This is a genomic window from Christiangramia fulva (genome assembly GCF_003024155.1).
GTDB lineage: Bacteria > Bacteroidota > Bacteroidia > Flavobacteriales > Flavobacteriaceae > Christiangramia > Christiangramia fulva.
The window spans coordinates 858,991-884,187 of the sequence record NZ_CP028136.1 but is presented as its reverse complement, the minus strand read 5'-3'; the positions used below and the strand labels follow the sequence as shown (position 1 = coordinate 884,187).

Sequence of the window (25,197 nt, the reverse complement as noted above, 5' to 3'; positions counted from 1 at the left end):
TTTTATTGAATCACTTTCCCGTCTTTGTCGTGAAAGTGGTACTCTAAATACGTGTAAGCATCTCGAGGTAAAATTTTCACCCAACGTTTATGGTCTACAAACCATTTTGATCGGGGAGATGGAAAGCCTTTTGTTAAAAAGGCTGCAATAAATGGATGCGCGCTAAGCGTGATCTTTTTATAATCTTTTTTGACCAGCTTTTCAAGGTCGGCTTTGATCTTATTTACCACGCTGATAGGTGCTTCAATTTCACCATTCCCATTAGGGTTTTCTTCGCGGGTTTTAATATTCATCTCTGGCCTTACGCGCTGTCTCGTAATTTGTATCAATCCAAATTTACTCGGTGGCAAAATTTTATGTTTTGCCCGGTCGTCACTCATTTCATTGCGAAGATGATCATAAAGCTTTTTTCGATTATCGGCTTTATTCATATCAATGAAGTCTACCACAATGATGCCTCCCATATCGCGTAGTCGCAATTGGCGGGCAATCTCGGTAGCGCTAATCATATTAACTTCGAGTGCGGTATCTTCCTGGTTTTTAGATTTGTTAGAACGGTTACCGCTATTCACGTCTATAACGTGCATGGCTTCAGTGTGTTCTATTACCAGGTAGGCGCCTTTGCTCATTGAAACGGTGCGCCCAAAGGAAGTTTTAATTTGTCTTTCGATACCAAATTTTTCAAAAATGGGTTGGTTGGATTGGTGCAATTTTACGATTGATTCTTTTTCCGGAGCAATATCGCTCAGGTAATCTTTTATTTGTGTATAAAGCGTTTCATCGTCTACGCAAATAGAGGTGAAAGTATCGTTGAAGATATCTCTTAACAGGGATGAAGCTCTATTGAGTTCTCCCAATACTTTGGAGGGATGATTCGGTTTATACAGTTTTTTACACATCGCAGTCCATCGGCCTACTAAATTTTGTAGATCTCTGTCGATTTCTGCGACTTTTTTTCCTTCTGCTACGGTTCTTACAATTACACCAAAACCCTTGGGTTTGATGCTTTTCACCAGTCTCTTAAGGCGTTCTTTTTCTTCTTTACTTTCGATTTTTTGAGAAACCGAAATGCGGTTTGAAAAAGGTACCAGCACGATATATCGCCCTGGCAGGGAAAGCTCTGAGCTTATCCTCGGCCCTTTTGTGGAGATAGGTTCTTTAACGATCTGAACCAGTATAGATTGATTTGCTTTTAAGACATCGGCAATTGAGCCGTTTTTGTCTATATCCTTTTCAAAGGAGAAATTCTTTAAAGAATAATCCTTTAGTTTACCTGTGCTTACACGTTTTATGAACTTTAATAAAGAAGAAACCTGGGGTCCCAGGTCATGATAGTGTAAAAAACCATCTTTTTCATAGCCTACATTTACAAATGCGGCATTTAAACCGGGAACAGCTTTCCTGATCTTGGCGATATAAATATCACCAACATTGAATTTATTGCTGTCTTCTTCTTTGTTTAGTTCAACAAGTTTTCCATCTTTTAATAAGGCAAAATCTACAGCAGAAGGTTCGGACCTGATAATTAATTCTTTGTCCACACTTCCAGATTTTATATCCATATCTGCCATTTTCAGGCAAACACAGATGGATTAAACATTATTTTTTTTCACAGGTTTTTGAATCCTGAAGAAACCTCCACGAAAAAATCAAAAATCGGGGGTTTCGTTTTCAAAGAACGAATTGAATTTGAAATAAAAAAAGTAGTTGTCACACTACTTTTTCTTGTGGCGATTGGCTCTTCTACGCTTCTTACGCTTGTGCGTAGCCACCTTATGTCTTTTTCTTTTTTTACCGCTAGGCATACTGAAAAATATTTTAAATTACTATTTACCTCTTGATGATATCCCCTATAGGGTGGGAGACATCAATTTACTTTACCTCTACATTAGATTTCACGCCTTCAACAAAGATCTTTGCAGGTTTAAATGCTGGGATGTTGTGAGCAGGAATTTTAATGGTAGTGTTTTTTGAGATGTTTCTTCCGGTTTTCTCAGCTCTTGTTTTTACTACAAAGCTTCCAAAACCACGCAGGTATACGTTGTCACCACTTTCAAGAGAGTTTTTTACTTCTTCCATAAAAGATTCGATGGTAGCCTGAACGTCACCTTTTTCCATTCCGAGTTTTTCTGAAATGTTTGCTACGATATCTGCTTTCGTCATTTTCGTGCTATTTAAATTTTTATAAATTGGGGTTTCTAATTTTCAAGGGTGCAAATATATGAATTAAATCTGCAATATTTCAAACCTAATCCACTAATAATAACGTAATAAACTGCTATTATTGCAGACCTGCTTTAATAATTATGCAATTTTCCAAGCTTCTCACAGTATGGTATTTAGGAAATAAAAGGGATTTGCCCTGGCGAAAAACTCGCGATCCCTATAAAATCTGGCTGAGCGAAATTATGCTTCAGCAAACCAGAATTGAGCAGGGGTTGCCTTATTATTTAAAGTTTATCAAAGCTTTCCCGACCGTTTTTGACCTGGCTGCTGCAAATTCTGAACAGGTCTTAAAACTTTGGCAGGGATTGGGATACTATTCCCGGGCCAGAAACCTTCATTCTACCGCTAAATATGTGGCCGAAGAATTAAAAGGAATATTTCCCGATAATTATTCCGATTTAAAGAAATTAAAAGGTATTGGCGATTATACCGCCAGCGCCATTGCTTCTATTTGCTATGACGAGCCTGTCGCGGTGGTTGACGGAAATGTTTATCGTGTGCTTTCGCGGATTTTTAATATCCATACACCTATAAATACTACTGCTGGAAATAAAGAATTTAAGAAGCTTGCTGAAGAACTTCTTGATAAAAATGATCCTGCAACTTTTAACCAGGCATTGATGGAGTTTGGCGCACTGCATTGTAAACCTCAGAATCCTGCCTGCCCTGTATGTCCCTTTAAAGATTATTGCCTGGCGCTTCAGAAGCAACTTATAACCGAATTACCTGTAAAAATTAAAAAATCAAAAGTCAAAAAGAGATATTTTAATTACCTGGTCTTTAATTTTCAAAATGATCAAACCCATCTTGAACAACGAAGGGGCAAGGGAATTTGGAGAGGATTATATCAATTTCCGCTGATTGAATCTGAAAAACTTTTAAAGGAAAAAGAACTTATTTCTTCAGAAGATTTTCAGGAAAAAGTCAGTTCTGAAAGCTTCAGCCTTAAAAAGTTCCATAGTTCTCCCGTGGTGCATAAACTTTCCCATCAGCATTTATTTACTCAATTCTGGGTTGTAAAATTTGAAGAAAAGTCGGCTGATGGAATATCTTTCAAAGAAATAAAGCAATATCCGGTTCCGGTATTGATCGAAAATTTTCTAAATGATTTCCTTCCCGACGATTACAAATAGATTCTTGTTTATATCTTTGCCTGTTTTTGGCCCTTCGGCTAAAATTTTTTAGTATTTTAGAATAAATTTAATTGGAAATAACCGAAATTATCGGTTCAAAAGTAATTAGAAATGACAGGCACATTAAACAAAGTAATGTTGATAGGGCACACCGGAGATGACGTGAAAATGCATTATTTTGAAGGCGGAGGCTCCATTGGGCGTTTCCCACTGGCTACTAATGAGGCATATACCAATCGCACTACCGGTGAAAGGGTCACCAATACTGAATGGCATAATGTGGTGGTGCGTAATAAAGCTGCTGAGATCTGTGAGAAATATCTCAAAAAAGGAGACAGGGTTTATATAGAAGGACGCATAAAAACACGTAAATGGCAGGATGATCAGGGTAACGACCGGTACCAAACTGAAATTCACTGTACCGAATTCACCTTTTTAACCCCGAAAGATGATTCTCAGTCTGGTGGCGGTTATCAAAATCAGGGTGGCCAGAATAAGCCTGCACAACAGAGTAAACCTAATTATTCAAATTCAAATAAGAATGAATCGTTTTCTCAGGAAGAAGAAGAGGATGATTTACCATTCTAAGTTTAATTAAAATTTTTGCATTTGGACTCGGAACCTCCCAGTTTGCTTTTCTTTTGGGCTACAATGGGATTTACCCAGATAATAAGTCTGCTTTTTTTGTTCGTGCTTCTGCTATGTTCTGCCCTGATATCAGGCGCAGAAGTGGCTTTCTTTTCGCTTACTCCCGCTAATTTTATTACTGAAGATGGTAAGCGCACCAAGACTCAGACCATTGTTATAAGCCTTCTGGAGAAGCCGAAGAAATTACTGGCAACCATCCTGGTGGCCAATAATTTTATCAATATCGCGATTGTCCTCTTGTTCGACAGCGTCGCCGATGATATTCTGGGCGACGTGAATACCGAATTTTTTGGTCTCGACCTCCGGTTTCTTTTTGAAGTTGTGCTGGTGACTTTTCTTATTTTGCTTTTTGGGGAAATCCTTCCTAAAGTTTATGCCAGCAGGAATAAGGTGCAATTTTCCAATTTTATGGCTTATCCCATAAATTTCCTGGACAGCCTTTTCTCGCCTCTTAGCACACCTATGAGAGCAGTAACTCTTTATCTTCATGAAAAACTGGGGAAGCAGCGTTCTTTTATAAGTATAGATCATCTTTCGCAGGCGCTGGAACTTACCAGCGAAGAAGATACTACCCGAGAGGAACAGAAAATTTTGCAGGGGATCGTGAGCTTTGGGAATACCGATACCAAGCAGGTCATGAGGCCGAGAATGGATATTTTTGCCCTAAATGAGGAAATGTCATTTAGTGAGATCCTTCCGCTTATCATAGAAAACGGATATTCCCGTATTCCTGTTTTCAGGGATAATATGGATAATGTGATTGGGATACTTTACATTAAAGATCTTTTGCCCTATCTCGAACGGAAGAACTTTGATTGGAAAAGCCTGGTTAGGGAACCCTATTTTGTTCCTGAAAATAAAAAACTTGACGACCTTCTTAATGAATTCAAAGACAAAAAAAACCATCTCGCCATAGTTGTGGATGAATATGGAGGCACCAGCGGACTCATTTCCCTGGAGGATATTATTGAAGAGATCGTTGGCGACATCAGCGATGAATTTGATGATGAGGATCTCATCTATTCAAAACTCGATGAAAACAACTTTGTTTTTGAAGGTAAAACTCCGCTGAAAGATTTTTACAAGATCACAAAAATTGAAGATTCTACTGTTTTTGAAGAGCAAAAAGGCGAAGCCGATACCCTGGCTGGTTTTCTTCTGGAAATTTCAGGAGGGTTCCCTAAAAAGAACGATGTGATCACTTTTCTAAATTACTCTTTTACCGTTGAGGTCATCGACCAGAAACGTATCAAGCAAATCAAAGTCAGTATTGCTCCTGTTGAATGAAAAAGATATTGAGCCTTGCAATATTAGCCTTGATGCTTTTCTCCTGTGGGGATGAAAATAAGCCTAAACCCAAAGGCTTTCTGGCTCTTCATTATCCCGAGGCTAAATACAGAAGGGTGGATATAGGCTGCCCCTACACCTTTGAAATGAACCGGCTGGCAGAGATCGGGCCTTCGAGAAACCATATTCCTTGCTGGATAGATCTCAATTATAAATTGCTGAACGCTTCAATTTTTCTCACATATATGCCGGTGAACAACAATCTGGACTCATTGCTTGCCGATGCTCAAAAATTGCCTTTACGACATACTATCAAAGCCGATGCGATTGAGGGAGATATTTATACCAATGATCTGCACAATACCTATGGCATGTTTTACGAGGTTTCTGGTGACGCGGCTTCCCAGGCACAATTTTATTTAACAGATAGTACCGACCATTTCATAACCGGTTCGGTATATTTTAATGCAGTTCCCAATTTCGATTCCATAGTTCCTGCGGCTGCATATCTGAAGAAAGATATGCGCCATTTGATGGAAAGCCTTCGCTGGAAAGAAAAAAAATAATTACACTTCCTTTTTTATCTGAAGCTTATACCGAAATTTGCGGCTTAAGTTTTAAGAAATGCCGAATAAAAACCTGAAATGGATATTTTTAATTATTCTTTCCCTTGTTTGGGGAAGTTCATTTATTCTTATCAAAAAATCACTGGTTGGGCTCAATGCAATGCAGGTAGGTTCCTTTCGGATAATTTTTGCGGCTGTTTTTCTTCTTGTTGGATTTCGGCGTATCGCAAAGCTTAATTTAAGGCAATGGAAATGGATTGTTATTTCAGGTTTTCTTGGTTCCTTTTTCCCGATTTATCTTTTTGCCTTTGCAGAAACTGAAATAGACAGTGCCATTGCTTCTATTCTCAATGCTACCACACCTTTGTTGACGCTGATCTTTGGTGTTTTATTTTTCCGATCGGTCTTAAATCAGAATAAAACGATTGGGGTTGTTATTGGTCTTCTGGGCACCATTGGTCTAATATTAAGTGGCGCTTCCATCAATCCCGACCAGAATTATATGTACAGTCTTCTGGTTATTCTCGCTGCGGGCTGTTATGCCATGAACGTAAATATTTTGAAAACCAAAATGGCAGATATTTCTCCCCTGGGAATTGCAGCCGGGAATTTTAGTTCCCTGTTGATTCCGGCGTTGGTTATTCTTTATTTTACCGGTTTTTTTGAAAATGAATTTCCCGAAAAAGTAAGTTTATCAATAGTATTCGTTGGAATTCTTGGAATTATTGGTACCGGTGTCGCTATGATTATTTTCAATAAACTGGTCCAGATCTCCGATCCTGTTTTTACCTCTTCGGTGACCTATATAATTCCCATCGTTGCCCTGGGCTGGGGAATTCTTGACGGCGAAGTTTTTGGTATCTGGCAATTGTTTTCTGCTTTGTTTATCCTGGCAGGTGTTTTCATCGTGAACCGTTCAAGAGATCTTATTTCCCGGTTCCGTAAGGTGTCGGCATAAAAAAACCTCGCAGGTATTAGAACGCCACGAGGTTTTAATAAAAAATAATAGTTCTGAAAATTATTCCAGTTTAAAATCTTCTTCAGATACGCCTTCGTTCACAAGGATTTCATTTACATTAAACGTAAATGTTTGAGGTCCCGCCGAAGAAGTGATCTGGAATGGAAATTTCACTCCTTCTACTTCACGGTAATCGCTATAGCCGGTAGGAACGGTCATTGTACGTCCGCCCTGTTCCATGGTTTTCACGGTTTGTACTTTCAACCCGCTGTCTACATCGTAATAAGCTTTGGTGTTTTTATCAAGCTGAACAACATAGGCATCCTCTCCATTTACTTGTTCGATGCCTTTAACCGAAGCGTCTCCCGGAGTCAATTCAGGAAAAGGGGAGGCATCAGCTTTTGCGGCTTCTACCTGTTCTTCGTTAAAATCCATTTTCTGACCCATAGCTCGAATAAAACCGGCGTCGCCATTGAATACCTGCTCATTCATCACGTTTCCGTTCATACTAATGGTTTGATGTAATTTGCCTTCAGCTGTTCTTTTCAATTCCATATTCAAGGTCATCCCCTGTATTTCGGCATCGGCTGTCATCACCACACTTTTTACATCATTTATGGCATCACGACCACCGATGGCTTTAATGTAATCGTTAAAAACTTTTTCGACTGTAATGGAAGGATCCATTTTACTGGCAAAATCGGGTTTTTCCTTAAGATTTGCTTTTTTGTCAAAATATTTAACAGGAATATTTTTTCCGTTATAGGTAAGGTTTTCTAAATCTTCAGCAACTTCACTCGCCTTTCCGGCAACAACAATTCTCGCATTATCTATTTTAAAATACTTGTTTGCCACGCGCTGAACATCTTCTGCGGTTACTTCGTTTATTTTTTTAAGATAATTTTCATAGAAATCGGCCGGGAGATTTTCCGTCTTTATATCCAAGGCATAACCGGCAATGGTTGAAGGCTGTTCCAGGGAAAGAACAAAATTGCCTATGTATTTATTTTTGGCATTCTGTAGTTCTTCCTTGCTCACTTTTTCATTCCTTATACGGTGAATCTCATCAAGAAAAGCGACCACAGCACTATCGGTCACCTCGTTCCTTACTTCAGCAGTAGCAATGAAGGAACCTATATAGCGATCAGGATTTAAATATGAATTGGCAGCGTAAGCGTAGCCTTTATCCTCTCTTATGTTATTAAAAAGTCTTCCGTCATTGGAGCCGAGAATATAGTTGGCGATAATTGCTGGGAAATAATCTGGATCGTTCTTTTTCAGCTGAGCGCTATTTGTCACAGCGATAACGCTTTGTACAGCGTTCGGCATATTAATGAAATCAATCTGAGTTTTATCAACATTGGTTACATCAGTTAGATTTTCTTTGGGTAAACTTTTATTCTTCCAGGAAGAAAAGTTCTCTTTTACCAGTTTTTTGGCTTCAGAAAGATTTATATCCCCAACAATAGCGAGATACGCGTTGTTAGGTACAAAATAAGTGTTATAGTAATTTTTAACATCCTCCAGGCTTACATTCTTTAATGTTTCAACACTCGTAAATTCACCATAAGGATGCTCTTTGCCATAAGTTAAAGCTCTTCGAACCCGACCAGCATTAAAATTTACGTCATTTTCATTGCTTTTTAGACTTTCAATTTGCCTGTCTTTTAGTTTGTCAAACTCTTCCTGACTGAATTTTGGTTGTAAAGCACCTTCTGCCATCAAATTCAAAACCTTTGGGAAAAATTTCGAAAGCGTATTTGCACGCGCACCACTTGCGCTAAAATTCACGTTTGCACCTAAAAAGTCCAATTCTTCGTTAAATTCATCTTTTGAGGTTTTGGTTGTTCCGGTTCCCAAAAGACCTCCGGCTAAACCTGAGACCCCGGCTTTTTCACCTTCGGAATGTGGAGCATTATCTAAGAGAAGTGTCATATTTACCCGGGGCAATTTATGGTTCTCCACTACCATTACTGTAAGGCCGTTGTCGAGTGTAAATACCTCCGGTTTTTGTAAGTTGATTTTAGGAGCAGGTCCTGGTTCGGGTTGCGTGGTCCGATCTATCTGAGCGTTTACTGCAAGACCAAGAAAAAGGAATATATTGAGTGTGATTATTAGTTTCTTCATTGTTTTTATGTTTTTATTCAACATCCTCAGATTTTGGCAAATAATAAATCTCAGCCCGCTGATTCTTGTTTAAATATTCGTTTGCAACTCTTTTGATATCTTCGGGAGTAATAGATCTATAGATCTCGATTTCTTTGTTAATCAGGTTAGTGTTGTCGTAAAGCACATTATCTGTAGCAAGGCTTTCGGCAATACCCGCTATGCTGCTATTTGAATTCACAAAATTATTTTCAAAAGTGTTTTGAAGTTTTTGGTATTCCCGATCAGAAATCTTTTCGGTTTGTAGCTTACGGATTTCCTGATCTATTTCTGATTTTATGGTATCAAGTGGAGTATTGTTTTGTGGAATGGCATAAATGGCATAACCCCCATAATCCTCAAGGGGGAGATTAAAGGCAGAAACCTGTAAGGCTTGTTTCTTATCATCTACAATTTTCTTATAAAGGCGGGATGATTTTCCTTCAGAAAGGATGGTTGAGATCATATCCAGAACATAAGCGTCGCGATCTTTCATTTCAGGAGTTCTCCACGCCAGCACTAGCATTGGCAACTGTATATTGGGATCGTAAAAGGTATCGGTAACTGTTTCGGTTATAGGTTTTTCTTCAATCTTCGCGCGATCAACTTTATTGCCCTCTGGTATAGGTCCAAAATAATCTTTTATTAACTTCTTTGTTTTTTCGATATCTATATCGCCTGCTACAACAAGAGTAGCATTATTTGGAGCATAATATTCATCAAAATATTCATTGAATTCTTCCAAAGTAGCGGCATCGAGGTCTTCCATATAGCCTATATTTGGATCTTTATATGGATGTTTGTTGAAGAGGTTTTTTTGGATCACCTGCAATACATTCCCATAAGGTCTGTTATCATACGACCTGCGTCTTTCTTCTTTTACCACCTCATTTTGTGTCTCCACTCCTTGCTCACCAATTACTGGATGCATCATTCGTTCAGATTCCAGCCAAAGGCCCAGCTCAAGCTTGTTTGAAGGAAAGGTTTCGAAATAATAAGTACGATCAAGAGATGTGTTGGCATTAAAAGACCCTCCATTAGCACTGATGATTTTCATAAAATCACCTTTTTTGATATTCTCCGTTCCTTCAAAAAGAAGATGTTCGAAAAAATGAGCGAAGCCTGTTTTATCATTTTTAAGGTCCTTTCCGCCTACGTGATACATAACCGAAGTATTAACTACAGGAGCAGTATTATCCTGGTGGAGGATGACGTGCAGCCCATTGTCTAGATTATACTCAGTAAAATCAACTTCCTGAGCAAAGCCCATTATTCCGACGAATAAAAGGCAGAACAATAGTTTTAATTTGTTCATCATTTTAAGTTTTTTCAGAGTTTAAAGTAAGAATTTAAAGTAAATGTATAAATAGGTATGTTTTGGGTAGAATTAGTTACAAAAATAAATCGCAAATATGTCCAAATGGTGTAAATGTGTTAAAATTAACATGCTGTTAAGGGAAAAAGCGTCTCATTTTTTAGAAATTTACTAGAAACAGCTATAAGTATGATTAATTTAAAAATTCCGATTTTATATGGTATAGGAGTGGCAATCGCTTTGATCGCCTATTTTCTAATTCTTTCGATATTTGGCCTACATGTAAATCCCCTGTACAGTATTTTTAACGGGGTGATCATGGCTGTAGGTTTATTTTTATCTCTGAAGGCTTATCGCAAGAGTAAGGGAAACAAATTTAAATATCAAAAAGGCTTTTCAGCCGTGTTTTTGACCGGGGTCAACGCCACCATTATTTTTCTTATTTTCTTTGCCTTTTATGCTACCGAGCTAAATCCAGGTTTTTTAGACCAGCTTATCTCGATGTGGGCTACTTTTTATAGTACCGATATTGCGAGTGTTCTGTTTACCGTCGCATTAATGGGTTTTTCAACAAGTATAGTCCTTGCTCTCACCTATATGCAATTATATAAAAACAGCTGGAATACGAAAGAGTCTAAAAAACATACCTTATAACTGCCTGGGCTAAAAATTAAAAAACCTTTGTCAATTAATTAATTAGAATTATATTTGCACCCGCTTGCGTGAAAACTCAGGTGCAGAGTATTGAAAATCATTTAATTAATTATACGCTATGTACGCAATTGTAGAGATAGCAGGGCAGCAATTTAAAGTTGCAAAAGACCAAAAGGTTTTTGTACACCGTTTAGAAGGCAACGAAGGAGACAGTGTTTCTTTCGATAAGGTTCTTCTTACTGCAGACGGTGATACAATCAATGTTGGCGCCCCGGCTATAGAAGGTGCTTTGGTTGGAGCTAAAATCAACCGCCACCTGAAAGGTGATAAAGTGATCGTTTTTAAGAAAAAACGTCGTAAAGGTTACAAAGTAAAAAATGGTCACCGCCAGTCACTTACCGAAATTCTTATCGAGGAAATTAGCCTTGACGGAAAGAAAAAATCTTCGGCTAAAAAAGAAGAACCAAAAAAAGAAGCTCCAAAACAGGAAGCTAAAAAGGCCGATAATGACTCAAAAGACCTTAGTCAGCACACTGTTGCAGAGCTAAAGGAAATGGCAAAAGAAAGAGGTCTTGAAGGTTATTCTTCAATGAAAAAGGCCGAATTAATAGAAGCCTTAAGTTAAACTACTAAAAACATTATAAAATGGCACATAAAAAAGGAGTTGGTAGTTCCAAGAACGGTAGAGAGTCAGAATCTAAACGCCTTGGCGTGAAAATTTTTGGTGGCCAGGCTGCCGTTGCGGGAAATATTATCGTAAGACAGCGCGGATTTACTCACCACCCTGGTGATAATGTATACGCTGGAAAAGACCATACACTTCATGCTAAAGTTGACGGAGTTGTAAAATTCGCCAAAAAGCAGGGAGATAAATCATATGTTTCTATCGAGCCGTTCGAGGCCTAAGAGATATTTGAAGATATTTGAAGATATTTGAAAGCCCTTCCTGATCTGGAAGGGTTTTTTTTATTTCCAAAAATAAAAAATGTTTGTAAAAATCAGGAAAAATTTAAACAATTAAGGCAAATTGAGAAATTAGGCTTTTCTGAAAGAAATAAAAACCAACCCACTGAAAAAGAGAAGTTTTCAAACAGGAAATTTTAAGATCCCTGACAAAACAAATAACCGGGCAGCAAATCTTAAAAAAGATATGCAAAGTCGGGAAGATAATGATGAATTTTTCGGTTAAATTTAAGTGCATAATTAAAATCTTTATCATGAGAATTCGCTTTGAATTTATAGCAGCCTTATCACTTTTTCTTAATTTTAGTCTTTCTGCCCAGGCTCCGGTGAAAGCTGAAACAAACTATGGTCTAGTACAGGGATTTCATGACAACCAGAGCGATCTTGATCTTTTTCTGGGCATTCCCTTTGCAAAGCCGCCGGTTGGGGATTTAAGATGGAAAGCTCCGCAGGAACCCGATGAATGGCAGGGAATTAAGAAAACTACCGAATTTGCAGCCGCGCCCATGCAAACTAATGTCTTTGGCGATATGGTTTACCGCGGAAAGGGTTTTAGTGAAGACTGTCTTTACCTGAATATCTGGACGCCAAATGCCTCTGAAAATAAATCTCTTCCGGTACTGGTTTATTTCTATGGTGGCGGATTTGTGGCCGGTAGTGGCGGGGAACCGCGTTATGACGGAACTTCACTTGCGCAAAAAGGAATTGTGGTGGTAACGGTGAATTATCGTTTAAATATCTTCGGGTTTTATGCTCATCCCGCACTTTCAGCTGAAGCGCCTTATCATGCTTCCGGAAATTACGGACTGCTCGACCAGAACGCGGCCTTAAAATGGGTTTCTGAAAACATTGAAAATTTTGGAGGCGATCCTGAAAAAATTACCATTGGCGGAGAATCGGCAGGATCCATTTCGGTGAGTGCACAAATGGCTTCCCCGATGTCTAAAGATTACCTGGCCGGCGCAATGGGTGAAAGCGGTGCTTCCATAAAACCTACACTGGCTCCTGTTCCGCTTTCTGAAGCTGAAAAAATTGGAGTGGAATTCATGAAAAAAACCAGCTACAATTCCATTGAAGATCTAAGGGCCTTAAGCGCCGAAGAATTATATAAAGTTTATCAGGAATCGGGAAGGTTTGGTTTTCCCACGGTGATAGATCACTATTTTCTTCCGAAGCCACTGCCAGAGATTTTTAGAAATGGAGAAGAGGCTCAAATTCCACTTCTCGTAGGCTGGAATTCGGCTGAAGTGGATGGTCAGGGAATTATGCAGGGAAAAGAGTATAACGAGGAAAACTATAAAAATAAATTGAAGGAACTTTATCCTGAAAATTTTGAAGAGGTAGTGGAATTATATCCTTCCGGAAACACCAAAAAGATCAGGGAATCTGCTACGCAATTGGCTTCCGACAGGTTTATCGCTTACAGCACCTGGAAATGGTTTGATCTTCACAGAAAAAATTCCGAAGAACCAGTTTATCGCTATTTGTTCAAAAAGATCAGGCCGGCGGCCAAAGCTAATCCAGATTACACTCCCATCGGGGCAGCCCATGCGTCAGAAATTGAATATTTTTTAGGAAATCTGGGGAGAATGGACAATCCTAATTTGAAAGAAATCGACTTTAAAATTTCAGATACCATTCAGCAATACCTGGCGAATTTTATCAAAACAGGAAATCCTAATGGAGCCGGTTTGCCAAAGTGGCCTTCGGCAGAAGCTTCAGATGTTACTCCACCGGTCCTGATTATGGATGCTGAATTCGAAACCCAGGATGCCGAAAATGATAAAAGATATCTTTTTCTGGACGGGGCCTATGGAAATGATGAATAAGAAAATCCCCGCCCTACCGGGGATTTTCTGAAAAAAACCAAACAAAAAGGAAATCAGTTCAAAGCAAAACTGCTTAATAAACTAACCTCATTACCTTTATAGGAATATTGGTAAAGAATATTGTCCCCGACCATGAGCAACTTATCCTCCATGGGGATAACGTCATAGGTGTTTATGTTGCTGAATTGATCTATTAACCTAAGGTCGGGGGTATTTTCAATGTCATAGACTTTTAATCCGGCACTGCCGTCGCAAACAAACAGCCAGTTATCTTTGGTGCCCATTCCGTGCGGATTTTCCATTTCATATCTATTGGCAATAAATGGTTCTGATTTATCGGAAATATCAACGATATCCAACAGGTTTTCGGCCTGTCCGCAGCTATTTCCGTTTCTAATGGTTACATAGGCATAATTGTCTTTCACCACAACGGGATCGCAGCCCATTACATGCTGAAGAAAAGAGACCTGCCGGGGGGAAGCAGGATCCTCTATGCTGTAAATATACATTCCTGTTGCGCTACCCAGATAAAGGTAATCATCGGCGTTAAAGATGGTCTCTATCTGCCAGCCGGCATACTCCTCGTGAATGAGATCGGTATCTTCGGGCATGGAAATATCAAATACCGAAAGTTTTGTTTCTTCCGCAACATATAAATAATCGTCTTTAATACTAAATCTGGCCATAGATCCTCCCTGGCCGGTGTTTCCATTTGAATAGTAGGCCGCTGCCTCGTCTACGGTCATCCAGATATCTGGAGCATATTCGATTTTCTTTTTCTCGTAAACATAGCCTACGATTACTTCATTTTGAGGATCAAAATTTTGGAAATCCACATATTCTGCACCGGCTGGAGCAACATTAAAATAATTAGGAAAAACATCTTCGATCCTGTTGATCTCATGGATGTTTGCCATATCGCTCAAATCAAAAACCACAAGATCCATCCCGTTATCAGCATAAAGCATATCGTCTTTAATTGCGATATCCATGTTTCGCGGGATCTTCAGAAATGAGATTTTTTTCGGATTAAAACGATCGGTATTGTCGATGATATGGACCCCTTCGTTTTTGTCATTGATGAAAATGTAGTTTTTCCAGGCATAGATCTTACCTGATTCTTTGATGTTCCTTGGAGCCGTGACTTTAACCGAAGAACGAAATTTTTCCAGGCTAACGGTCACCGGCACTGCCACCAGAGTACTGCCTGTGTCTTCTTCGCGTTGGCAGGAAAGAAAAAGAGAACTGCCTGAAAGGATTAGAAAAAGCAGTAGTGATTTTTTCATTTTTTGATGGTTAGTTACCTGTTAGATGCGGAAGAAATAAAAAGGTTGCGTCGATTTGCAGAAATTTTTTTCTGTCACTTTGTCAGAATCCTGTTTAGCCTTATCTTTGCCAGTCTAAAAACCGGAAGGTTATCAAGGAATTATGGAGAAGATCATAGATGAAAAAAAACAGGGTAACGCCCTGGTAATGGAGCCACAGGAGAGGAATACCCGTAAGCTTTTTATTGAAAGTTACGGCTGTCAAATGAATTTTAGCGATAGTGAGATCGTGGCTTCCATACTTTCAAAAGAAGGATATAATACCACTCAAAATCTTGAGGAGGCCGACCTTGTACTGGTCAATACCTGTTCGATTCGTGAAAAAGCGGAACAGACAGTAAGAAAGCGCCTGGAAAAATATAATGCCGTTAAAAGGATCAATCCGGGAATGAAAGTGGGTGTTTTGGGCTGTATGGCCGAACGACTGAAAAACAAATTTCTGGAAGAAGAAAAAATTGTTGATCTGGTGGTGGGCCCCGATGCCTATAAAGATCTGCCAAATCTTATCAATGAGGTTGAAGCAGGCCGGGAAGCTGTTAACGTAATTCTTAGCAAAGAAGAAACTTACGGCGATATTTCACCAGTAAGGCTGCAGTCGAATGGCGTTTCTGCCTTCGTTTCGATCACCCGGGGTTGTGATAATATGTGTACTTTTTGCGTGGTGCCGTTTACCCGCGGCAGGGAACGAAGCCGTGATCCGCAGAGTATCGTTGAAGAAGTGAACGATCTGGCGGCAAAAGGCTTTAAGGAAATTACCCTTCTCGGTCAGAATGTAGACAGTTATTTGTGGTATGGCGGCGGACTCAAAAAGGATTTTAAAAATGCTTCAGAAATGCAGAAGGCTACCGCGACTAATTTTGCCGGACTTTTGAAAATGGTTGCTGAAGCCCAGCCGAAAATGAGGATCCGTTTTTCTACTTCGAATCCTCAGGATATGACGATGGATGTGATCGAAATGATGGCGAAATATCGAAATATCTGTAAATATATTCACCTGCCGGTTCAAAGTGGAAGCGACCGAATTCTGCAAAAGATGAATCGCCTTCATACCCGCGAGGAATATTTCCAGCTTATCGATAATATTAAAAAACTGATTCCAGATTGTGGAATTTCTCATGATATTATCACCGGTTTCCCTACCGAGACCGAAGAAGATCACCAGGATACGCTTTCATTGATGGAATATGTGAAATATGATTTCGGATTCATGTTCGCTTATTCTGAAAGACCGGGAACTATGGCGGCGAGAAAATTTGAAGATGATGTTCCGGAGGAGGTGAAGAAAAGGAGATTGACCGAAATCGTCAATTTACAACAGCAGCATAGCAAATATAATACGGAGAAATACCTTGGAAAGACCGTAGAAGTTCTTATCGAAAAGGAATCCAAAAAATCTGATGTTCACTGGAGCGGAAGAAACACTCAAAATACCGTAGTGGTTTTTCCGAAAGAGAACTATAAAGTGGGTGATTTTGTGAACGTGAAGATCGAAGATTGTACAAGCGCCACTCTTATCGGAACTGGCGTGGGATTTAGTGAAAATAATTAGGTTTAAATGAAGGCTAAAACACCCACTCAATACTCACTACTCAATACTGAATACTAATAAATGGAATCAGTCCAGGCAATAAAACAACGTTTTGGGATAATCGGCGACGATCCAAAACTCAATCGCGCCATAGAAAAGGCGATCCAGGTCGCGCCTACCGATATTTCGGTATTGGTTACCGGGGAAAGTGGTGTGGGAAAAGAGAGTATCCCTAAGATCGTTCATTCCCTTTCGCATCGCAAACACGGGAAATATATTGCTGTGAACTGCGGTGCGATCCCAGAAGGAACTATAGACAGTGAGCTTTTTGGTCATGAAAAAGGAGCTTTTACCGGCGCCACCCAAACCAGAAATGGATATTTTGAGGTAGCCGATGGGGGAACGATCTTTCTCGATGAGGTTGGGGAACTGCCTTTGCCCACCCAGGTGAGGCTGCTTCGTGTGCTTGAAAATGGTGAATTTATCAAGGTAGGTTCTTCAAAGGTTCAGAAAACCAATGTGCGTATCGTTGCTGCCACGAATATCAGTATGTTCGAGGCTATCAAAAAAGAAAAATTTCGCGAGGACCTTTATTATCGATTGAGCACTGTTGAGATAAACCTGCCACCTTTGCGGGAAAGACAGGAAGATATTCATTTGTTGTTTCGCAAATTCGCTTCAGATTTTGCGCTGAAGTATAAAATGCCCACCATTAAGCTGGAAGACGATGCGGTAAGGGTGCTTTTGAATTATCGCTGGGGCGGAAATATTCGTCAGCTTCGAAATATAGCCGAGCAGATTTCGGTTTTGGAACAGGATCGGATCATTTCGGCTGATGAACTCAAACATTATCTTCCGGATGTTGGGAGTAACCTTCCAGCTGTTATTTCTGATAGGAAAAAAGGAAGCGATTTCAGCAATGAAAGAGAGATCCTTTATAAAGTGCTTTTCGATATGAAAAATGATCTCAACGATCTCAAAAAACTCACCCTTAAACTGATGCAGGAAGGAAATAACAAGCAGGTGCAGGATGAGAATGAAGGACTTATTCAGAAAATATATGGGGAGAGCGGGGATAATATCGACGAAGAAAGTATAGATCAGGAAAGGCTGGAAGCATTGCCCATTGCAAAGCAGAATGCGCCGCAAAAGCAGGAGGAAAAAGACAAATATTATTTCGCGGAAGAGATTGAGGAGGAGGAAACCCTTTCCCTTCAGGATAAGGAGCTCGAGCTGATTAAAAAATCACTGGAACGCCATAACGGAAAGAGAAAAGCAGCGGCCGAAGAACTGGGAATAAGCGAACGAACGCTGTACCGCAAGATCAAACAATATAATTTGTAGCTGGATGCGCTCAGCTCTAAGCCGTAAGCCAGAATTTATAATAAGGGCTTATCGCTTAAAGCATACCGCTTAAGGCTAAATAAAGACATGAAAAAACCAATAATCATACTTTGTTCTGTTTTGCTGCTTGCCTTGCAATCCTGCGGGATCTACTCTTTTACCGGGGCAGATGTTGGCCAGGCTAAAACTTTCCAGGTGAACTTCTTCCAGAACAATGCCGACCTTGTGGAACCCGGAATAGACAGGGCTTTCACGAATTCACTTCAGGACCTTATTCAGAACCAGACCAGCCTGAGCCTGGTAAATAATAACGGCGACCTGATCTTTGAAGGCGAGATCGTGCAGTATTATATTTCCCCGATGTCGGCTACGGCCGAAAACACCGCGGCGCAAAACCGGCTGACCATTGCGGTGAATGTTCGGTTTTACAACACTCTGGAGCCCGAAAAAGATTTTGAAAGAAGGTTTTCCTTTTATTACGATTATCCCGCTTCCAAACAATTGCTGGGTTCAGATCTCGAAACGGCCGTTGATGAAATATATAACCGAATCACACAGGATGTTTTTAACGCGGCCCTGACCAACTGGTAATGGAAAAAGAAGAGCTTACATATTTGCTGGAAAATCCCGCTGAAATTTCACGGGAGCAGACACGGGATCTGGAAAAGATCCTGATGAAAGCTCCTTATTTTCAGGCTGCCAGGGCTGTTAGATTAAAGGGATTGAAAGAATTTGATGAGCTTGCCTATAATTCTGCGTTAAAGAAAACCGCCGCTTATACTACAGACAGGAGTATACTTTTTGATTTTATTACTTCCCGTGAATTTAATCAGAACCAGATCGCAAAACAGATCAGGGAACAGGAAGAAAGGCTGAAACAGATCACCGTTTATGAAGCTGAAGAGGTTTTTGGCAAACGCAGCATTGACATCAATGAGGCGATCAAAATGAAACGATCTGAATCGGAACGAGTGCTTGATCCGGGTTTATTTGAAAGAGCTAAAAAAGCAGGGACCGAAGAAAAAGCTGAAGACGAGACAGAGAAAGGACCTAAAGATGAACTTTCCCTGGGAAAACCTCTCGAATTTGACCAAAAGGAATCCCATTCATTTTCAGAATGGCTGAAGCTAACCCGCACGAAACCCGTCGAACGTGAAGAAGAAAAGGGATCAGAAACCGATGAGCAGCGTTTGAAAAAATTTGAGCTTATCGAAGAGTTCATTTCCAAAAATCCGAAAATAAAACCGGGGAAAATCAGCACTAAATCGAATCTTGCAGAACAGAGCATAGCAGCACCGGAATCCTTGATGACCGAGACTCTCGCGAGGGTTTATCTTGAGCAGAAGAATTACAAAAAGGCGATCCAGGCATTTAAAATATTAATTTTGAAAAATCCCGAAAAAAGTGGTTTCTTTGCAGACCAAATTCGGGCAATAGAGAAATTACAAGATACTAATAACGAATAAGAATGAGCACATTCACTATTTTTTTAGCTTTAATAATCATCGTGGCATTCTTGCTGGTGGTGGTGATCATGGTCCAGAATCCTAAAGGAGGCGGACTTTCTTCTTCTTTTGGTGGCGGTGGCCAGCAAATGGGAGGTGTGAAAAAAACTACCGATTTCCTCGATAAGAGTACCTGGACCCTTGCTACGGTTCTTCTGGTTTTGATCCTTCTTTCTAATGTGACCATCATGGATAAAACGGCAAGTGCCGAAAATGATGTTTTCGAAGGTCAGCAGCCGGCAAATACTCAGGTTCCGGCGCAACCTCAAAACAATAATACAGCTACCCAGCAGCCTGTTCAAACTGACACGGCTCAGTAGAAAAATCAAAAATATTTACCTGTAAAATGCCAGCTTCTGACAAGCTGGCATTTTTTGTTTGTAATTGGCAGAAAAAAGGCGGTGGCATAATTTTAGAAATATCCCTAACCAATATTCATAAATTGATTAACCTAAAAATAAATTAGTAAAAAATGGGACTAAACATTAAACCGCTTTCAGACAGGGTTGTTATTGAACCTGTAGCAGCTGAAAACAAGACTGCTTCCGGTATTATTATTCCGGAAACCGCCAAGGAAAAACCACAAAAAGGAAAAGTGGTGGCTGTAGGTAAAGGAACCAAAGATCACGAGATGACCGTTAAGGAAGGTGATATGGTGCTTTACGGAAAATATGCAGGTACCGAACTAAAGCTTGACGGTACAGATTACCTTATCATGCGGGAAGATGATATACTTGCGATAGTATAAATTACTTCAATATTTCTTCGGAATTTCTTCCGGAATAAATTCAAAAAAAATAATTAACCACCTTTTTCAGAAAATTCAAAAGATAATCTGAAAATAAAAATTTTAAAAAATGGCAAAAGATATAAAATTTGACATTCAGGCCCGTAACGGGATCAAGCGCGGAGTAGATGCTCTGGCTAATGCCGTAAAGGTAACTTTGGGCCCTAAAGGTCGTAATGTAATTATCAGCAAATCTTTCGGAGCACCTATGGTTACTAAAGATGGTGTGACCGTGGCAAAAGAGATCGAACTTAAAGACGCCCTCGAAAATATGGGCGCTCAAATGGTGAAGGAAGTTGCTTCCAAGACTAACGATCTTGCCGGTGACGGTACTACTACCGCTACCGTTCTTGCTCAGGCTATCGTAAAAGAAGGCCTTAAGAATGTGGCTGCCGGAGCAAATCCTATGGATCTTAAACGTGGGATCGATAAAGCTGTGGAATCTCTTACAGCCGATCTTGCAAAACAAACCAAAGAGGTTGGAGACTCTTCAGAAAAGATCAAGCAGGTAGCATCCATTTCAGCCAATAATGACGATATGATTGGTGATTTGATCGCCCAGGCTTTCGAAAAAGTTGGTAAAGAAGGAGTGATCACTGTTGAAGAAGCAAAAGGTACCGATACTTATGTTGACGTGGTGGAAGGTATGCAGTTTGACCGCGGATATCTTTCTCCTTACTTCGTGACCAATTCAGAAAAAATGACCGCCGATCTTGAAGATCCGTATATTCTTCTTTACGACAAGAAGATCTCTTCTATGAAAGATCTGCTTCCTGTACTTGAGCCAGTTGCTCAATCTGGAAAACCTCTTTTGATCATCGCTGAAGATGTTGACGGAGAAGCCCTTGCTACTCTTGTGGTAAACAAACTACGCGGATCGCTTAAGATCGCTTCTGTTAAAGCTCCAGGTTTTGGAGACAGAAGAAAAGCTATGCTTGAAGATATCGCTATTCTTACCGGTGGTACCGTGATCTCTGAGGAAAGAGGCTTTACACTTGAAAACGCGACCATCGATATGCTGGGAACTGCAGAGAAAGTAGCTATCGATAAAGATAATACTACTATCGTGAACGGATCTGGTGATGATAAAGCGATCAAAGAACGGGTGAATCAGATCAAAGCTCAGATCGAAACAACTACTTCTGATTATGACAGAGAAAAACTTCAGGAACGCCTGGCAAAACTTGCAGGTGGTGTAGCCGTACTTTATGTAGGTGCAGCTTCTGAAGTTGAAATGAAAGAAAAGAAAGACCGGGTAGATGACGCTCTTCACGCAACCCGTGCGGCTGTGGAAGAAGGAATTGTTGCCGGTGGAGGTGTTGCTTTGGTACGTGCTCAGGCTGTACTAAGCAAGATTAAAACTGTGAATGCCGACGAGGCTACCGGAGTACAAATCGTTTCTAAAGCAATTGAATCACCGCTAAGAACTATCGTTGAAAATGCAGGAGGAGAAGGTTCTGTAGTCATCAACAAAGTTCTTGAAGGAGATAAAGACTTTGGCTACGATGCTAAAACCGATACTTATGTCGATATGATGAAAGCCGGTATCATCGATCCTAAGAAGGTGACAAGAATCGCGCTTGAGAACGCAGCTTCTGTTGCCGGAATGATCCTTACTACCGAGTGTGCATTAATCGACCTTCCTGAAGAAGACAAAGGAGGCGGTGGAATGCCAGCCGGAATGGGCGGCGGAATGCCCGGAATGATGTAGTGGCTAAACCACAATGAATCATAAAAAACCCGTCTTTTTAGGCGGGTTTTTCTTTTTTAATTCCGGTCTGTTTCGCTCTGCTTTTTCACCTTTTCCAAATGATGTTCATTGATCCATTTCATTTTTGCAGCATGTTTGGCCGCTTCCAGGGTGTCTTCGATCAATAGCATTTCCGCGCCCATTTCTTTAACTTTTTCAGCTATTTTCTTAACCTCCTTATCGCGTTTGGCGGGTGTGACATCCCTTATATAAATAGCTTTGATACGTCCGGGAAATTCTTCCAGGATTTTGCAATAAGTTTCAGGGTCATGCTGACCGCTGTCCCCAATACAAATAAAATCAAGATCGGGATAGGTTTTTAAAATATGCCTGATCTTTCGTGCTTTATATTCCTGATGAGCTACGGTGAATTTATCGAGATCGGCTTTGATGCCTTTGTCTTTAAGAGAAAGAGGCCCGAGTGGAATATCCTGATATTTGAAAAAATTGATAAGCAAATCATATAAATTCCATTCACTGCCCGAAACATAAAAAAGGGCATTTCTTCCCTTATCGTCCCGACCTTTGCTTAAAGCCGTAAGGAGCGCAGATATCCCCGGAAAAGGACTTCTTTCTTTAGCATCATTTAGAAGCATAAGTTTAATTTTCGCAAAGAAATCAGTCATGTGGGATATCAAAACCGTATCGTCAACATCTGAAATTACTCCAAATTCAGCATTCTCGTCTGGAACGAAGATCTTTGCACTGGCTTCCATTTCATCCTCATCGGTTTTCGTTTCCAGTAATCGCAGCTTTACTTTATTTCCATGTTTTTGGTAATCTATGGGCTTATCAAATTCAAATTCAAAAAGGAAAAATCCGTCGCTGTCGGTTTTGATTTCCAGTTGTTTTTCTGCAAAAGACGCTCTTATCTTTATACCTGGAATTTCATCGGTTTCGTAACGTTTTGCCGTGTTTTTTAAATGTTCGAAATTGCTTATATCCTGCTCTTTTCTTTTTATTTTTTCTTTCTCCAGAACCCTTCCTTTTACATAGACATAATGATCATTTCCGAAGCCGAAAAAGGGCATAATGGTGATGGGTTCGAGAAGGGAAAACCTGTCTTTGAACTGATACTTTTTCAGAGAAATTTCTCTTTCTACCGAATCCAGGGCTGAGCGTAGATTTTCTTTTATTTGCTGAAGTTGTTTTGACATTTCTTTTTCTGAAATTTGAATCAATCAGGATTATCGGTTTTTTTCATAAAATCAAATGAGCCTTTACGAAGATTGATGCCGTATTCTAAATAGGCTTTAAGGCAGGCGAGAAAATTGGCCCAGCCAAAGGTGTTTCTGCCATACCACAGGATGCCTTCCTCATCATTTTCCATTTTCCCCTCGGTGATCTTTACAATTGTTTTGCCCTTATTATCTTCAAGAATCATTTGGACCTTTAGGGTTTTGTCTTTTGCTCCTTCCCAGTTAAACGAAATAAATTCAGGTTTTTTGGTTTCCTGAACTTCTATAGAAAAGCGATCTTCAAATTCCGGGAATTTCCACTGAATGGTTTTTCCATCTTCCATCCTGCTGCTTCCTTCTTCAATAAAATAATGGGCCATTTTTGAAGGATCAACAATAGCTTCAAAAACTTCCTCGCGGGTTTTTAATATTTGGAGGCTGGCCTGAATTTCAAGTTCTTTCATTACGAAATATTTACAATGAATACTAAATATCGGAAATTATTCCGCCTAAAGCCAATTCGGTTAGACTATAATTTTGGTTATCTTGGATTGGAAAAAAGAAAACTTTTTCGATGAATCGCACTACCCGAAGGATTCTTCTTATTGCAGGTCCTCTTCTTTTTATAGTTCTGCAAATTATTGGCAGCCCGCCGAGTATGCCAGCTGCTGCCTTTGATGTGATGTGCGTGACCTTGTGGATGGCACTTTGGTGGGTAACTGAAGTTGTCCCCATTGCCGTTACCGCCTTGCTTCCAATTATACTTTTTCCGCTAACGGGAGCAGTAGATATTGGCACAACCACGGCTTCTTATGGACATAAATACGTTTTCCTTTATTTGGGCGGATTCATTTTGGCAGTCGCCATAGAAAAATGGAATCTCCATAGACGGATTGCACTTTCTATTATTAATATTATTGGGACTCATGTAAAATCTATAATCCTGGGATTCATGATTTCCACGGCTTTTTTGTCGATGTGGATTTCAAATACAGCAACCACGGTGATGATGCTCCCTATTGGAATGGCGATAATTTACCAGCTACGCGATAACGCCGAAACCGATCAGCATGAAAATAAAATCTTCGGAAAAGCCTTAATGCTGGCGATTGCTTACAGCGCATCAATTGGCGGGATGGCCACCCTTATAGGAACGCCGCCAAATCTTGTTTTTGCCGGCATAGTGCAGCAACTTTACGGGATTGAGATCAGTTTTCTGAAATGGATCAAGTTGGGATTGCCAATTTCTGTGATACTACTTTTTCTTTGCTGGAAATACCTCACTTCCGTAGCTTTTGATTTTAAACAGAAGCAGTTTCCCGGCGGCCGCAAAGAGATAAACCGACTTCTGAAAGATCTTGGCAGGATCACAATCCCCGAAAAGCGGGTTTTAATAGTCTTTGCATTAACAGCATTTTGCTGGATTAGCAGGAGTTTTTTACTCCAGCCTTTTTTACCTTATATAGATGATACTATTATCGCGATTACAGCTGCTATCGTATTATTTATGATTCCTGCGGGTGAAGCAGAACAGAAACTTATAAACTGGGAGGAAGCCGTGAAAATCCCGTGGGGGATAATTATCCTTTTCGGTGGGGGTATGGCTCTTGCCACCGGTTTTAGTGAATCCGGGCTTGCCGAATGGATCGGCCAGCAACTTACCAGCCTCGAGAATTTACCCTTATTCCTTCTGGTTCTTATATTGATCGCAGCAGTAAATTTTCTTACCGAAGTTACCTCCAATCTTGCGACAACAGCCATGCTTCTGCCTATTCTGGCGCCTATGGCCATCGCTTTAAATCTTCATCCTTATTATTTGTTGGTGGGAGCAACCCTGGCAGCCTCCTGTGCTTTTATGCTTCCGGTGGCCACTCCACCCAATGCAGTGGTTTTTGGATCGGGCTATTTACGTATTCCGGATATGATCAAAAGCGGACTCTGGATGAATCTTATATCGATCATCATTTTAAGCCTGGTTGTTTATTTTGTGCTTCCCTGGTTGTGGAATTTCGATCCCCAGGTGATTCCTGCCAGTTTTGAAGTTGGGCAGCAATAG

General features: G+C 40.1%; 24 protein-coding genes. 17 read left to right on the top strand and 7 right to left on the bottom strand.

What is annotated here, in order from left to right; all coding sequences use genetic code 11:
- Positions 1-2: 2 nt before the first annotated feature.
- Entirely contained in the window at positions 3-1,541 is a 1,539-nt protein-coding gene (locus C7S20_RS04095) for an Rne/Rng family ribonuclease (RefSeq protein ID WP_107014087.1), read from the bottom strand.
- A gap of 331 nt (positions 1,542-1,872) precedes the next feature.
- On the bottom strand, positions 1,873-2,190 hold the full coding sequence (locus C7S20_RS04090; protein WP_257791353.1) for an HU family DNA-binding protein: 318 nt from the start codon (positions 2,188-2,190) through the stop codon (positions 1,873-1,875).
- Between the two features lie 116 nt (positions 2,191-2,306).
- On the opposite strand from C7S20_RS04090, the gene mutY reads away from it, so the two are divergent.
- From mutY to C7S20_RS04065, 5 genes are all read left to right on the top strand, one after another.
- Positions 2,307-3,359, top strand: coding sequence for an A/G-specific adenine glycosylase (gene mutY, locus C7S20_RS04085; protein ID WP_107011285.1), 1,053 nt, complete (start codon positions 2,307-2,309; stop codon positions 3,357-3,359).
- Positions 3,360-3,470: 111 nt separating this feature from the next.
- A complete protein-coding gene (locus C7S20_RS04080; RefSeq protein WP_107011284.1) occupies positions 3,471-3,947 on the top strand; it encodes a single-stranded DNA-binding protein in 477 nt (158 codons plus the stop codon).
- A 21-nt stretch (positions 3,948-3,968) separates the two neighbouring features.
- Positions 3,969-5,294 carry a gliding motility-associated protein GldE gene (locus C7S20_RS04075; protein WP_107011283.1) on the top strand — a complete coding sequence of 442 codons (1,326 nt, stop codon included), beginning with the start codon at positions 3,969-3,971 and terminating at the stop codon, positions 5,292-5,294.
- Entirely contained in the window at positions 5,291-5,860 is a 570-nt protein-coding gene (gene gldD, locus C7S20_RS04070; RefSeq protein WP_107011282.1) for a gliding motility lipoprotein GldD, read from the top strand. Before C7S20_RS04075 ends, gldD begins: the two co-directional genes overlap by 4 nt.
- A gap of 58 nt (positions 5,861-5,918) precedes the next feature.
- Positions 5,919-6,818: a DMT family transporter gene (locus C7S20_RS04065; protein WP_107011281.1), complete on the top strand. Its 900-nt coding sequence runs from the start codon at positions 5,919-5,921 to the stop codon at positions 6,816-6,818.
- Between the two features lie 60 nt (positions 6,819-6,878).
- Here C7S20_RS04065 and C7S20_RS04060 read toward each other — a convergent pair whose 3' ends face one another.
- Complete coding sequence (locus tag C7S20_RS04060; RefSeq protein ID WP_107014086.1) at positions 6,879-8,945, bottom strand: M16 family metallopeptidase; 2,067 nt, start codon at positions 8,943-8,945, stop codon at positions 6,879-6,881.
- 13 nt (positions 8,946-8,958) lie between these two features.
- Complete coding sequence (locus C7S20_RS04055; RefSeq protein ID WP_107011280.1) at positions 8,959-10,281, bottom strand: M16 family metallopeptidase; 1,323 nt, start codon at positions 10,279-10,281, stop codon at positions 8,959-8,961.
- 186 nt (positions 10,282-10,467) lie between these two features.
- On the opposite strand from C7S20_RS04055, the gene C7S20_RS04050 reads away from it, so the two are divergent.
- The 4 genes from C7S20_RS04050 to C7S20_RS04035 all read left to right on the top strand — a co-directional run bounded on the left by C7S20_RS04050 (position 10,468) and on the right by C7S20_RS04035 (position 13,724).
- Complete coding sequence (locus C7S20_RS04050) at positions 10,468-10,932, top strand: DUF4199 domain-containing protein (RefSeq protein ID WP_107011279.1); 465 nt, start codon at positions 10,468-10,470, stop codon at positions 10,930-10,932.
- Positions 10,933-11,050: 118 nt separating this feature from the next.
- Positions 11,051-11,557 (top strand): 50S ribosomal protein L21, encoded by a 507-nt coding sequence (gene rplU / locus C7S20_RS04045; RefSeq protein WP_107011278.1) that lies wholly within the window; start codon positions 11,051-11,053, stop codon positions 11,555-11,557.
- 20 nt (positions 11,558-11,577) lie between these two features.
- A complete protein-coding gene (rpmA, locus tag C7S20_RS04040; protein ID WP_107011277.1) occupies positions 11,578-11,838 on the top strand; it encodes a 50S ribosomal protein L27 in 261 nt (86 codons plus the stop codon).
- Positions 11,839-12,149: 311 nt separating this feature from the next.
- The gene (locus C7S20_RS04035; protein ID WP_107011276.1) at positions 12,150-13,724 is read left to right on the top strand and encodes a carboxylesterase/lipase family protein; all 1,575 of its coding nucleotides are present in this window, start codon (positions 12,150-12,152) and stop codon (positions 13,722-13,724) included.
- A 53-nt stretch (positions 13,725-13,777) separates the two neighbouring features.
- Here C7S20_RS04035 and C7S20_RS04030 read toward each other — a convergent pair whose 3' ends face one another.
- The gene (locus tag C7S20_RS04030) at positions 13,778-15,010 is read right to left on the bottom strand and encodes an LVIVD repeat-containing protein (RefSeq protein WP_107011275.1); all 1,233 of its coding nucleotides are present in this window, start codon (positions 15,008-15,010) and stop codon (positions 13,778-13,780) included.
- A 142-nt stretch (positions 15,011-15,152) separates the two neighbouring features.
- Between C7S20_RS04030 and miaB the strand changes: the two genes are divergently transcribed.
- From miaB to groL, 7 genes are all read left to right on the top strand, one after another.
- Positions 15,153-16,598: a tRNA (N6-isopentenyl adenosine(37)-C2)-methylthiotransferase MiaB gene (miaB, locus tag C7S20_RS04025; protein WP_107011274.1), complete on the top strand. Its 1,446-nt coding sequence runs from the start codon at positions 15,153-15,155 to the stop codon at positions 16,596-16,598.
- 60 nt (positions 16,599-16,658) lie between these two features.
- Positions 16,659-17,921: a sigma-54 interaction domain-containing protein gene (locus C7S20_RS04020; RefSeq protein WP_107011273.1), complete on the top strand. Its 1,263-nt coding sequence runs from the start codon at positions 16,659-16,661 to the stop codon at positions 17,919-17,921.
- A gap of 87 nt (positions 17,922-18,008) precedes the next feature.
- Complete coding sequence (locus C7S20_RS04015) at positions 18,009-18,512, top strand: LptE family protein (protein WP_107011272.1); 504 nt, start codon at positions 18,009-18,011, stop codon at positions 18,510-18,512.
- Positions 18,512-19,387, top strand: coding sequence for a hypothetical protein (locus C7S20_RS04010; protein ID WP_107011271.1), 876 nt, complete (start codon positions 18,512-18,514; stop codon positions 19,385-19,387). The genes C7S20_RS04015 and C7S20_RS04010 overlap by 1 nt, the downstream gene beginning before the upstream one ends.
- Positions 19,388-19,389: 2 nt before the next feature.
- On the top strand, positions 19,390-19,746 hold the full coding sequence (gene secG / locus C7S20_RS04005; RefSeq protein WP_107011270.1) for a preprotein translocase subunit SecG: 357 nt from the start codon (positions 19,390-19,392) through the stop codon (positions 19,744-19,746).
- A gap of 152 nt (positions 19,747-19,898) precedes the next feature.
- The gene (locus C7S20_RS04000) at positions 19,899-20,174 is read left to right on the top strand and encodes a co-chaperone GroES (protein ID WP_107011269.1); all 276 of its coding nucleotides are present in this window, start codon (positions 19,899-19,901) and stop codon (positions 20,172-20,174) included.
- A 109-nt stretch (positions 20,175-20,283) separates the two neighbouring features.
- The gene (gene groL, locus C7S20_RS03995; protein WP_107011268.1) at positions 20,284-21,924 is read left to right on the top strand and encodes a chaperonin GroEL; all 1,641 of its coding nucleotides are present in this window, start codon (positions 20,284-20,286) and stop codon (positions 21,922-21,924) included.
- 56 nt (positions 21,925-21,980) lie between these two features.
- Here the strand turns inward: groL and C7S20_RS03990 are convergent, their stop codons facing one another.
- Positions 21,981-23,120 (bottom strand): App1 family protein, encoded by a 1,140-nt coding sequence (locus C7S20_RS03990; RefSeq protein WP_159039865.1) that lies wholly within the window; start codon positions 23,118-23,120, stop codon positions 21,981-21,983.
- A 20-nt stretch (positions 23,121-23,140) separates the two neighbouring features.
- Positions 23,141-23,605: an SRPBCC domain-containing protein gene (locus tag C7S20_RS03985; protein ID WP_107011266.1), complete on the bottom strand. Its 465-nt coding sequence runs from the start codon at positions 23,603-23,605 to the stop codon at positions 23,141-23,143.
- A gap of 110 nt (positions 23,606-23,715) precedes the next feature.
- Between C7S20_RS03985 and C7S20_RS03980 the strand changes: the two genes are divergently transcribed.
- A complete protein-coding gene (locus C7S20_RS03980) occupies positions 23,716-25,197 on the top strand; it encodes an SLC13 family permease (RefSeq protein WP_107011265.1) in 1,482 nt (493 codons plus the stop codon).